Annotated in this window: 11 protein-coding genes and 1 tRNA gene; all 12 read right to left on the bottom strand. The window is 61.8% G+C overall.

Annotation, left to right across the window (positions count from 1 at the left end):
* Nucleotides 1-88 precede the first annotated feature (88 nt).
* Nucleotides 89-2,131, bottom strand: coding sequence for an oligopeptidase A (prlC, locus tag AB5Y68_RS18905; protein ID WP_323903528.1), 2,043 nt, complete (start codon nt 2,129-2,131; stop codon nt 89-91).
* Nucleotides 2,132-2,352: 221 nt separating this feature from the next.
* The gene (hemB, locus tag AB5Y68_RS18900) at nt 2,353-3,372 is read right to left on the bottom strand and encodes a porphobilinogen synthase (protein WP_039041081.1); all 1,020 of its coding nucleotides are present in this window, start codon (nt 3,370-3,372) and stop codon (nt 2,353-2,355) included.
* A 3-nt stretch (nt 3,373-3,375) separates the two neighbouring features.
* Nucleotides 3,376-4,161 carry a TatD family hydrolase gene (locus tag AB5Y68_RS18895; RefSeq protein ID WP_010672361.1) on the bottom strand — a complete coding sequence of 262 codons (786 nt, stop codon included), beginning with the start codon at nt 4,159-4,161 and terminating at the stop codon, nt 3,376-3,378.
* Between the two features lie 111 nt (nt 4,162-4,272).
* Nucleotides 4,273-5,025, bottom strand: coding sequence for a twin-arginine translocase subunit TatC (gene tatC / locus AB5Y68_RS18890; protein ID WP_010672360.1), 753 nt, complete (start codon nt 5,023-5,025; stop codon nt 4,273-4,275).
* A complete protein-coding gene (gene tatB, locus AB5Y68_RS18885; RefSeq protein WP_039041080.1) occupies nt 5,022-5,480 on the bottom strand; it encodes a Sec-independent protein translocase protein TatB in 459 nt (152 codons plus the stop codon). Before tatB ends, tatC begins: the two co-directional genes overlap by 4 nt.
* 3 nt (nt 5,481-5,483) lie before the next feature.
* A complete protein-coding gene (gene tatA / locus AB5Y68_RS18880; protein ID WP_010672358.1) occupies nt 5,484-5,732 on the bottom strand; it encodes a Sec-independent protein translocase subunit TatA in 249 nt (82 codons plus the stop codon).
* 39 nt (nt 5,733-5,771) lie between these two features.
* A complete protein-coding gene (gene ubiB / locus AB5Y68_RS18875; RefSeq protein ID WP_039041079.1) occupies nt 5,772-7,412 on the bottom strand; it encodes a ubiquinone biosynthesis regulatory protein kinase UbiB in 1,641 nt (546 codons plus the stop codon).
* Entirely contained in the window at nt 7,412-8,020 is a 609-nt protein-coding gene (locus AB5Y68_RS18870) for an SCP2 domain-containing protein (RefSeq protein ID WP_029313421.1), read from the bottom strand. Before AB5Y68_RS18870 ends, ubiB begins: the two co-directional genes overlap by 1 nt.
* Nucleotides 8,021-8,028: 8 nt before the next feature.
* Nucleotides 8,029-8,781 (bottom strand): bifunctional demethylmenaquinone methyltransferase/2-methoxy-6-polyprenyl-1,4-benzoquinol methylase UbiE, encoded by a 753-nt coding sequence (gene ubiE / locus AB5Y68_RS18865; RefSeq protein ID WP_039041078.1) that lies wholly within the window; start codon nt 8,779-8,781, stop codon nt 8,029-8,031.
* A 65-nt stretch (nt 8,782-8,846) separates the two neighbouring features.
* Nucleotides 8,847-9,224 carry a fluoride efflux transporter CrcB gene (gene crcB, locus AB5Y68_RS18860; RefSeq protein WP_039041077.1) on the bottom strand — a complete coding sequence of 126 codons (378 nt, stop codon included), beginning with the start codon at nt 9,222-9,224 and terminating at the stop codon, nt 8,847-8,849.
* Between the two features lie 87 nt (nt 9,225-9,311).
* A complete protein-coding gene (locus AB5Y68_RS18855; RefSeq protein WP_039041076.1) occupies nt 9,312-10,577 on the bottom strand; it encodes a cytosine deaminase in 1,266 nt (421 codons plus the stop codon).
* A 214-nt stretch (nt 10,578-10,791) separates the two neighbouring features.
* Nucleotides 10,792-10,867: transfer RNA gene (locus AB5Y68_RS18850), tRNA-Thr, on the bottom strand.
* Nucleotides 10,868-11,001 lie beyond the last annotated feature (134 nt).

Raw genomic sequence — 11,001 nt, 5'->3', positions numbered from 1 at the left:
CCCACTATGCCGCAAATGTGTACCTGCTTGAAGCTCCCGCAGTGGCGCGGCAGCTCATCCAATCGAGGCTCACTGTGGCGGCGGGACCTCACGCAGCGATACCGCTGTGACGCAGCAGCGCATCCACCTGGGGCTCCCGGCCACGGAAGGCACGGAACAGCTCCATCGGCTCCCTGGAGCCGCCCTTTTCCAGAATGTTCTTCAGGAAGGAGTGGCCCGTGGCCGGGTTGAAGATCCCCTCCTCCTCGAAGCGGGAGAAGGCGTCGGCAGAGAGTACCTCGGCCCACTTGTAGCTGTAGTAGCCCGCCGCGTAGCCGCCCGCGAAGATGTGGGAGAAGCTGTGCTGGAAGCGGTTGAACGCCGGAGGCGTCATCACGGCGACCTGACTGCGCACCTCAGCCAGCAGCGCAGGGATCTGATCCGCTCTGGTCGGGTCAAAGGTCTGGTGCAGACGGAAGTCGAACAGGGCGAACTCCAGCTGGCGCAGCATCTGCATCGCCGCCTGGAAGTTGCGGGCGGTCAGCATCTTCTCCAGCAGATCGGCGGGCAGCGGCTCCCCGGTCTCGTAATGGCCGGAGATGAAGGCCAGCGCCTCGGATTCCCAGCACCAGTTCTCGAGGAACTGGCTCGGCAGCTCCACCGCATCCCAGGCCACGCCGTTGATGCCGGCCACGCCGGCCACATCGATGCGGGTCAGCATGTGGTGAATGCCGTGGCCGAACTCATGGAACAGGGTGACCACTTCGTTGTGGGTGAACAGGGCCGGTTTGCCGTCCACCGGGCCGTTGAAGTTGCAGGTCAGGTAGGCCACCGGCTTTTGCAGGGAGCCGTCCTGACGGTAGCGGCGACCCAGGCAGACATCCATCCAGGCGCCGCCCTGCTTGTGCTCGCGGGCATAGAGATCCAGGTAGAAGCTGCCGCGCAGCTCGTCATCGGCGTCAAAGATGTCGTAGAAGCGCACGTCCGGATGCCAGGTGTCGATGCCGAGACGCTCGCGCACCTTCATGCCGAACACCCGCTTGACCACCTCGAACAGCCCCTTCACGACCCGACCTGCGGGGAAGTAGGGACGCAACTGCTCATCAGAGACCGAAAACTTGTGCTGTTTAAGCTTTTCTGCGTAATAGGCAAGATCCCAGGCCGCCAGTTCGTCCTGACCGTGCTGCTCGGCGGCAAAGGCGCGGATCTCCTCCAGCTCCGCCTTGCCTTGGGGCAGGGACTTGGCAGCCAGGTCGGTGAGGAAGTCCACCACCTGCTCCGGCTTGTCCGCCATCTTGGTCGCGAGGGAGAGCTCGGCATAGTTGGCAAAGCCCAGCAGTAGGGCCAGCTCCCGGCGCAGGGTGAGCAACTCGGTCATGATGGCGGAGTTGTCCCACTTGCCGGCGTTGGGGCCCTGGTCGGAGGCGCGGGTGGTGAAGGCCTCATACAGCTCGGCACGTAGGGCGCGGCTGTCGGCGTACATCATCACCGGCAGGTAGGAGGGGATGTCCAGGGTGAACAGCCACCCCTCCTTGCCCTTGAGTTCGGCCATCTGGCGCGCGGCAGCCTGGGCGCTCGCGGGCAGACCGGCCAGCTCGGCCTCGTCGGTCACCAGCTTGTGCCAGCCCTGGGTCGCGTCCAGCACGTTGTTGCTGAAACGGGAGGCGAGCTCCGAGAGGCGGGCCTGGATCTCGCCGTAGCGCTGCTGCGCCTCGGCAGGTAGACCGATGCCGGAGAGGCGAAAATCGCGCAGGGTGTTCAGGATCTCCTTGCGCTGGGCATCATCCAGCCGGGGGAAGTCATCGCTCTCGGAGAGGGCCAGATAGGCTTGATAGAGCCCTTCATGCTGACCGACATAGGTCTGGAATTCGGAAAGCAGCGGCAGGCAGGCATCGTGAGCCGCTCGCAGCGCCTCGCTGTTCTGCACGGCATTGAGGTGGCTGATGGGGGACCAGATCCGGGAGAGGCGGTCGTTGACCTCTTCCAGCGGGGCGATCAGACTGTCCCAGGTGTGAGGCTCCTTCTGGGCCAGCACATCCTCAATCTTCTGTTTGCAATCGGCGATGGCCTGCGTCACGGCAGGTTGCACCTGATCGGGCTGGATCTGGCTGAAGGGAGGCAGCGAGTCCATTGTCAGCAAAGGGTTAGTCATCTGCGGTACCTCTAAATGCTCTGCAGCCCCTGCCGTCCAGAAGCCTGCTTGGACCATCTAAGATGTAGGCAGAAACCCCATTTATCAAGCCTTTGCCGCCAAGAGACGGGCTTGTTGCCCACTTTTTCAGGCATTTTGTTCATAAAACCAGCACTTCATCTGCCAGAGACGACAATGCCGGCCCGAGGGCCGGCATTGTGAGGGCATGGACACTCCCCGCCTCAGCGTCGGGCGTCCTCTTTCAACCACTGGGCGACCCGCTTGGCGAAGTAGGTGAGGATGCCATCGGCCCCGGCCCGCTTGAAGCAGAGCAGGGATTCCATCACGCACTCCTTCTCCTTGAGCCAGCCGTTCTGGATCGCCGCCATGTGCATGGCGTACTCGCCGCTCACCTGATAGGCGAAGGTCGGCACGCCGAACTGATCCTTCACCCGGCGGATGATGTCCAGGTAGGGCATGCCCGGCTTGACCATGACGCTGTCCGCCCCTTCGGCGATGTCGAGGGCCACCTCGTGCAGGGCTTCGTTGCCGTTGGCCGGGTCCATCTGGTAGGTGGCCTTGTTGCTCTTGCCGAGGTTGGCGGCGGAGCCCACCGCATCGCGGAACGGGCCGTAGTAGTGGGAGGCGTACTTGGCGGAGTAGGCCATGATCTGCACGTTGACGAAGCCATTCTCCTCCAGCGCCGCGCGGATGGCACCGATGCGGCCGTCCATCATGTCGGACGGTGCCACCATGTCGGCCCCGGCGGCGGCATGGGAGAGCGCCTGCTTCACCAGGATCTCGGTGGTGATGTCGTTCTGCACATAGCCTTCGTCATCGATGATGCCGTCCTGGCCATGGGTGGTGAAGGGGTCGAGCGCCACATCGGTGATGACCCCGAGCTCCGGGAAGCGAGCCTTGAGGGCACGGGTCGCCCGCTGGGCCAGGGCATCCGGGTTGTAAGCCTCTTCCGCCATCAGACTCTTTCTCTCCAGCGGCGTCACCGGGAACAGGGCCACCGCCGGCACACCCAGGGCCACCAGTTCGGCGGCCTCTTCGAGCAGCAGATCGATGGAGAGCCTGTCCACCCCCGGCATGGAGGCAACGGCCTCTCGCTGACCCTCCCCCTCCAGCACGAACACGGGATAGATGAGATCGTCGACGGTCAGTACGTTCTCGCGCACCAGGCGGCGGCTGAAGTCATGTTTGCGCACCCGGCGCAGGCGACGGCCCGGGAAGGCCCCCGGAAGAGTTGTGGCCATGAATCACTCCAAAAGCGGAAGTTGGAAGAATGCGGCGGAGGTGGCCCGGGTATGGGCCAGCAAGGCCTCGGGCGCTTCACCACGGCAGGCCGCCACCACCTGGGCGATGTGCGGCAAAAAAGCGGGTTCGTTGCGTTTGGGCCTGGGTTTCAGATCCCGCGGCACCAGGTAGGGGGCGTCCGTCTCTATCATCAGGCGACCAGCCGGAATGCGGGCCACCTGCTCGCGCAGCAGCTGGCCACGGCGCTCGTCACAGAGCCAGCCGGTCACCCCGATATGCAGCCCCAGCGCCAGGCACTCGTCCAGCTCGGCGTCGGAGCCGGTGAAGCAGTGCAGCACGGCCCCCGGCAGGCGGGGCAACCAGGGGCGCAGGATCTCGACGAATTTGTCATGGGCATCGCGGCAGTGGAGAAACACCGGCATCCCGAGCTCGGCGGCGAGCGCCAGCTGGGCGTCAAACACCGCGTCCTGCACTGGACGGGGGGAGAAGTCCCGGTTGTAGTCGAGACCGCACTCGCCGATGGCCACCACCTGGGGCAGGGCCGCCAGTTCGCGCAAGGCGGGCAGGGTCTCCTCATCGACGCTCTTGGCATCGTGGGGATGCACCCCGGCGGTGGAGAAGCAGTAACCGGGCCAGCGGGCGGCCAATGCGGCGCTCTCGCGGCTGCCGGCCAGATCGGTGCCGGTCAGGATCAGGGCTTCCACCCCGGCGGCGCGCGCGCGTTCCACCAGGTCGGCCTGTTCGCCGGCGAACTGGCTGCTGGTCAGGTTCAAACCGATGTCGATCATGGAGTCAGGGGTTCCGGACAAACGAGGTGCATATCAGGCATTTGAAAACCAGCTACTCGATGGGGCCTTACCATACGCCTCGAACGGATGCATGAAAAGAGGAAGGGAGCCTCAGCTCCCCTCTTCCGTTTGTTGCTGCTCTTCGTCCTCTTTCTTCACGTAGAAGCGGGCGAAGAACAGACCTATCTCCCACAGGCCCCACATGGGGATCGCGAGCAGGGTCTGGGAAAATACATCGGGCGGCGTCAGCAACATACCGACCACGAAGACCCCGACGATGACGTAAGGGCGCTTCTCCTTCAGGCTCCTGGGGGTGGTCACCCCGGTCCAGCAGAGCAGTATGGTGGCCACCGGGATCTCGAACGCCACCCCAAACGCGAAGAACAGGGTCAGCACGAAGTCCAGGTAGCTGGCGATGTCAGTCGCCACCGTCACCCCGGCGGGGGCGGTACTGGTGAAGAAGCCGAACACCAGGGGGAACACCACGTAGTAGGCGAACGCCATCCCCGCATAGAACAGCACGGCGCTGGAGGCCACCAGAGGCAGGATCAGCCGCCGTTCGTGCTGGTACAGACCGGGTGCGATGAAGGCCCAGGCCTGATAGAGCAGATAGGGGATCGCCACGAAGAAGGAGACCACCAGGGTCAGCTTGATGGGCGTGATGAAGGGCGTCGCCACATCCGTCGCTATCATGCTGGTGCCTGCTGGCAACTGGCTGAGCAGCGGCTGGGCCACGAAGTCGTAGATGTTGTTGGAGAAGTAGATGAGCGCGATGAACACCAGCAGAATGGCGGAGATCGCGCGCAGCAGACGGGTTCTCAGCTCCACCAGATGGCTGATGAGGGGCTGTTCTGCCTGACTCATGGCTTCACCTCCCCTTTGGCTGCGGACTCGCTGGCGGGCACAGGCTCGCTCTCTCGCTGGCTGTTGACCGGTGGCACCTCTGGGGTCGCGGGCACCGAGGCCGCCACCGGAGTGGCTGGCTCAGCCTGGGCGGACTCCCGAGGCGGACAGATCTCGTTCTCCCCCTGATAGGGACGATTCACAGACTGGGCGGCCGCTTTCAACTGCTCGATGGATTCCTGCAGCTCGGGGCTCAGGTTGTTCATCTGCAACCGTTCGGCCTTCTTCAGATCGTTGTGCAGATCCTGCAACTTGAGCTCCTGTTCCAGCTCGGCCTTGACCGAGTTGGCGGTGCTGCGGATCAGCCTTATCCAGTGGCTGGCGGTGCGGATCGCGACCGGCAACCGCTCGGGACCCAGCACCACCAGGGCGACGACGCCGATGACGACCAGTTCCCAAAAACCGATGTCGAACATGGCTTAGGCCTGATCTTTGTCTTTCTGCTTGGCGGCTTCGGCGTTGCTGGCCGTCTCGTTCAACTGCTTGGTCGGGAACTCGGCATCTTTCTGCTCGGGTTTGGTGTCGGCCGGCTCATCGGAGAGCGCCTTCTTGAACCCCTTGACCGCCGCGCCCAGATCGCCACCGATACCGCGCAATTTCTTGGTGCCAAACAACAGCACGACGATGACTGCGATGATCAACAACTGCCAAATACTGATACCACCCATGACTTTCTCTCCGGATAGGCGCCCGATGGCGCAGGTTATTTAATGGGAACGGGTTCGCAACCAACCCAGCAGCCAGCATAACCCGGCGCCGGCGAGGCTGATTTGTCCCCACTCAATGTGTTGTTTCTGGGTCAGCAAGAATACACCCGCGAGCAGCAGGCTGGCTCCAACCCCTAAGAGGTAGCGGGCCTGCCCCTGACGGCGACTGTGGCGACGGAAATCGGCAAACATCTGGTCGAAGTGGTGCTGCTGATGGCGGGCCTGACGCAGGGTCTCATAGACCAGCTCCGGCAGCTCCGGCAGTTTCTCCGCCCAGAACGGCGCCTTCTCCTTGATGGCATTCCACACCGCCTTGGGGCCGACCTGCTCGTGCATCCAGTTTTCCAGATAGGGCTTGGCGGTCTGCCACAAATCCAGCTGGGGATAGAGCTGGCGACCCAGCCCTTCCACATAGAGCAGGGTCTTTTGCAGCAGCACCAGTTGCGGCTGCACCTGCATGTTGAAGCGACGGGCGGTGTTGAACAGATTGAGCAGCACGTGGCCGAAGGAGATCTCGGAGAGAGGTTTCTCGAAGATGGGCTCCAGCACGGTGCGGATGGCGAACTCGAACTCGTCCACCTTGGTATCGGGCGGTACCCAGCCTGACTCTACGTGCAGCTCGGCCACACGGCGGTAGTCGCGGTTGAAGAAGGCGAGGAAGTTCTCCGCCAGGTAGCGCTTGTCTTCCCGGTTGAGGGTGCCGACGATGCCGCAGTCGATGCCGATCCAGAGCGGATTCTCCGGGTGTTCGAAAGAGACGAAGATGTTGCCCGGGTGCATGTCGGCGTGGAAGAAGCTGTCGCGGAACACCTGGGTGAAGAACACTTCCACTCCGCGCTCGGCCAGCAGCTTCATGTTGGTGCCGTTGGCTTCCAGCGCGGCAATGTCGGAAACCGGAATGCCGTAGATGCGCTCCATCACCAGCACCTGCTCACGGCAATGGTCCGTGAACACCTCGGGCACATAGAGCGCCTCGGAACCGGTGAAGTTGCGGCGCAGCTGGATGGCGTTGGCCGCTTCGCGCATCAGGTTGAGCTCGTCGAGTATGGTCTTGCGATACTCCTCCACCACCTCGACGGGGCGCAGTCGTCCGCTCTGGGGCACGAAACGGGCCACCAGACGGGCCAGGGCCTGCATCAGGCGCAGGTCGGCCTCGATGACCGGCTCGATATCGGGACGGATCACCTTGATGACGATCTCGCGGCCGTTCTCCTTCAACCGGGCGGTGTGCACCTGGGCGATGGAGGCGGACGCCAGCGGCGTCTCGTCGAAGTCATCGAACAGGGCCTCGACGGGGCAACCCAGGCTCTCTTCAATCTGGCGACGGGCGGCCTGACCACAGAAGGGAGGCACCCTGTCCTGCAGCAGGGCCAGCTCTTCGGCAATGTCAGGGGGCAGCAGGTCTCGGCGGGTCGAGAGCATCTGGCCGAACTTGATGAAGATGGGACCCAGGGCCTCGAAGGCGAGGCGAATACGGGCACCACGGCTCATGCCTTGTTGCTTGTTCTTGAGCCAGAACAGACTGCGACGGGCCAGACGGCCAGGCCAGGGCTGATAACGAGCGGGCACCAACTCGTCGATGCCCTGTTCCAGCAGGATGCTGACGATGCGATAGAGGCGTTTGAACTCCTTCGGGGTCATCAGCTCACCTGCTGTTCGAGGCGGGCAAGCCGCAACTCGATCGCCTTCATCTGTTGGGCCAGCTCTTCGACATCGTCATTGAAGCTCGCCACTTCCAGCGGACCCGGGGCAAGCCTCGCCTCCTCGGTCAGATACTCGGCCACTTGACGCTGGGAACGGCACAACTCTCGCCCTACAAAACGGCGAGCCTGACGGGCACCACTGCACAGGGTGTGGGCCACCACGTCGCCGGTGTAGCGGGACAGCTCCTCTTCCCAGTCGATATCGAGCTCGCCAAGCAGGGCGCTGAATGCCTGCACCAGCTGGGGGTCACCGCTCAGGTCCAGCTTCTCCTCGCGGATGTAGCGGGTCAGGGCGGAAGGCTCCTTGAGCAGGCCGAGGGCGGTCAGGGAGAGGCTCAGCACCGCATCCGCCTCCCCTTCAAACCTGGCCAGCACATCCAGACGGCGCTCCGAGAAGACAAACCAGAGCGGCTTGAGCTCGCGCAGCTCCAGTTTGAGTACCTTGCCCGTCAGCTTGCGCAGCCGCTCCGGGCTCTGTTTGTCCAAGGCCAGCAACTGGTTGAGGCTGGTTTCGATCACCGCGGTGACCATGGCATCCATCGGCATAGGCGACCTTAAAACTTGTAACCGCGGTGCAGGGCAACCACGCCCTGGGTCAGGTTGTAGAACTCAACCTGTTCGAACCCGACATTCTCCATCATGCCTGCCAGGGTCTGCTGATCCGGGTGCATGCGGATGGATTCCGCCAGGTATTTGTAACTTTCGCTGTCATTCGCGACGATTTCGCCCATTTTCGGCAGCAATTTGAAGGAATAGAGATCATACAGCTTGGCGATCACTTCGCTCACCGGCTTGGAGAACTCCAGCACCAGCAGGCGGCCACCCGGCTTGAGCACCCGGAACATGGAGGCGAGCGCCTTGTCCTTGTCGGTGACGTTGCGCAGGCCGAAGCCGATGGTGATGACGTCGAAATGGTTGTCAGGGAACGGGAGCGCCTCGGCATTGGCCTGCACGTAGGAGACGTTGTTGGCCACCCCCAGGTTGCGCAGTTTGTCGCGGCCCACTTTCAGCATGGAGTCGTTGATGTCCGCCAGGACCACCTGACCGGTCTCACCCACGATGCGGGAGAACTTGGCGGTCAGATCCCCTGTGCCGCCAGCCAGATCCAGCACCTTCTGTCCTTTGCGGACACCGGAGCAGTCGATGGTAAAGCGCTTCCAGAGGCGATGGATGCCGAACGACATCAGATCGTTCATCAGATCATACTTGGCCGCTACCGAATGAAAGACACCGGCGACCAGGGTTTCCTTCTCGGTCGCTGCCACGGTTTTATAGCCAAAATGCGTAGTAGTAGTCTGTTCCGACATCCCTCAAATACCCATAGAGCAAAGAATGGCCGCCAGTTTACCAGAGCCGATGGCGTGCGGACACCTCAAACCCGGCTTGCGACCAACTGCATCCCCAGCACGACCATGGCCAGACAGAGGAACAGATTGAGACCGATATTGAGCAGCGCCTTCAGATAGGCCCCTTGCTGGGCCAGCACGACCGTGTCGAGGGCAAAGGAGGAGAAGGTGGTCAAGGCGCCGAGGATACCCACCATCAGCAATGGTTTCATCGGGTGTTCCACCACGTGACCATGGCTGATCAGCGCATAGGCAATCCCCATGATGAAGGAACCCACCACGTTGACCACCAGGGTGCCATAGGGAAAGTGGCGTCCCAGCAGCCATGCCATCAGCTCGGCGATGCCAAAGCGCAGGCAGGCACCGAAGGCGCCCCCGACAGCGACAAATAACCAGGTTTGCATCAAGCAGTCTCCAAGAGTGTCAGGTTGGCATTATGCAAAATGTCGGCAGCAGGGGACAGCCGGGCAATTAATCGACCCTGCTAGACCCTAGCGGCGAAAGTCTACCGATTCTGCATTCACAAGATGGAGGGTCGTCTCGGCCGGGCGAGTATCGGCGATGACTCTGCCATGGCGGATGGAATAACGCACCGGCACTTGGCGGCGCACCGCATCGAAACCATTCTCTGCAGGAAGGATCAGCAGGTTGGCGGGCTTGTCCACCTCGATGCCGTAGCGATCCTGCACGTTCAGGGTGCGGGCGCTGTGGCTGCCGATGAGCTTGAGACTGTCGTTGATCTGTTCATAGCCCATGATCTGGCAGACATGCAGCCCCATGTGCAGCACCTGCAACATGTTGGCCGTGCCCATGGGATACCAGGGATCGAACACGTCGTCGTGGCCGAAGCAGACGTTGATGTTCGCCTCCAGCATCTCCTTCACCCGGGTGATGCCACGACGCTTGGGATAGCTGTCGAAGCGCCCCTGCAGGTGAATGTTCACCAGCGGATTGGCGACGAAGTTGATGTCCGCCATCTTCAGCAGCCTGAACAGTCGCGACGCATAGGCACCGTTATAGGAGTGCATGGCGGTGGTGTGGCTGGCGGTCACCCTATGGCCCATGCTGCGCTCGTAGGCCAGGGTTGCCAGCGTCTCGATAAAACGGGACTGTTCGTCATCGATTTCGTCGCAATGCACATCCACCAAAACCTGATATTTCTCCGCAAGATCGAAGACGTAGTGCAGACTTTCGACCCCGTACTCCCGAGTGAACTCGAAATGGGGGATGGCACCGATCACGTCGGCCCCCAGCTTGAGGGACTCTTCCAGCAATGCCTTGCCGTTGGGGTAGGAGAGGATCCCCTCCTGTGGGAAGGCCACTATCTGCAGCTCCACCCACTCCTTCATCTCCTCCCTCACCTCCAGCATCGCCTTCAGAGCAACCAGATTGGGGTCGGAGACATCCACGTGGGTACGGACAAACTGGATGCCGTTCGCAATCTGCCATTTCAGCGTCTGGATGGCGCGCTGTTTCACATCCTCATGGGTCAGCAGCGCTTTGCGCTCGGCCCAACGCTCGATCCCCTCAAACAGGGTACCGGAGAGGTTCCAACTCGGCTCGCCAGCCGTCTGGGTGGTATCGAGGTGAATGTGCGGTTCGATAAAGGGGGGGATGACAAGGCCTTGCTCACCATCAAGCTCGCGGGCAGAGAGCAGCTGAGTGCTCATGGGCTCAATGGCCCGGATCACGCCTCCCTGACAGAGGATTTGCCACATCCCTTCCCTGCCCGTCAAACGCACATTCCTAATCAGCATGTTCTTTCCCCTTCGAAAGCGTGGTTGTCTTTGCCAATCCACAACTTAGCCCGGATCCCTTTAATAGAGAAGCGCCGCCCGGAAAGCATACGGGATAGAAAGGGAGGATATGTCAGCAACAAGAAGGTGCGACATTGCAGGACTGCAATTTGCGATGGATGGCCTGAAAAGCAGATACAAAAAAGCCTCCCGATTGGGAGGCTTTCTTATTTAATGGTGCTGATACCCAGAATCGAACTGGGGACCTCATCCTTACCAAGGATGCGCTCTACCGACTGAGCCATATCAGCACACTAACCGGTAAAGACCACGCTCAATGCGTAATCTAAAATTGGGTGCCTGGCAGTGTCCTACTCTCGCATGGCGAATGCCACACTACCATCGGCGCTACAGCGTTTCACTTCTGAGTTCGGCATGGGGTCAG

Source organism: Aeromonas sp. R6-1 (genome assembly GCF_040908165.1).
Lineage (GTDB): Bacteria > Pseudomonadota > Gammaproteobacteria > Enterobacterales > Aeromonadaceae > Aeromonas > Aeromonas caviae.
Note: the sequence above shows the minus strand (reverse complement) of the source record. Positions and strands in the feature narration are given on the sequence as shown.

Excerpts from the sequence above, each read along its gene's own strand:
- crcB (WP_039041077.1), bottom strand. The coding sequence starts at position 9,224 with ATGCAAACCTGGTTATTTGTCGCTGTCGGGGGCGCCTTCGGTGCCTGC.
- tatB (WP_039041080.1), bottom strand. The coding sequence starts at position 5,480 with ATGTTCGACATCGGTTTTTGGGAACTGGTCGTCATCGGCGTCGTCGCC.
- tatA (WP_010672358.1), bottom strand. The coding sequence starts at position 5,732 with ATGGGTGGTATCAGTATTTGGCAGTTGTTGATCATCGCAGTCATCGTC.
- hemB (WP_039041081.1), bottom strand. The coding sequence starts at position 3,372 with ATGGCCACAACTCTTCCGGGGGCCTTCCCGGGCCGTCGCCTGCGCCGG.
- ubiB (WP_039041079.1), bottom strand. The coding sequence starts at position 7,412 with ATGACCCCGAAGGAGTTCAAACGCCTCTATCGCATCGTCAGCATCCTG.
- AB5Y68_RS18895 (WP_010672361.1), bottom strand. The coding sequence starts at position 4,161 with ATGATCGACATCGGTTTGAACCTGACCAGCAGCCAGTTCGCCGGCGAA.
- ubiE (WP_039041078.1), bottom strand. The coding sequence starts at position 8,781 with ATGTCGGAACAGACTACTACTACGCATTTTGGCTATAAAACCGTGGCA.
- tatC (WP_010672360.1), bottom strand. The coding sequence starts at position 5,025 with ATGAGTCAGGCAGAACAGCCCCTCATCAGCCATCTGGTGGAGCTGAGA.
- prlC (WP_323903528.1), bottom strand. The coding sequence starts at position 2,131 with ATGACTAACCCTTTGCTGACAATGGACTCGCTGCCTCCCTTCAGCCAG.
- AB5Y68_RS18870 (WP_029313421.1), bottom strand. The coding sequence starts at position 8,020 with ATGCCGATGGATGCCATGGTCACCGCGGTGATCGAAACCAGCCTCAAC.
- AB5Y68_RS18855 (WP_039041076.1), bottom strand. The coding sequence starts at position 10,577 with ATGCTGATTAGGAATGTGCGTTTGACGGGCAGGGAAGGGATGTGGCAA.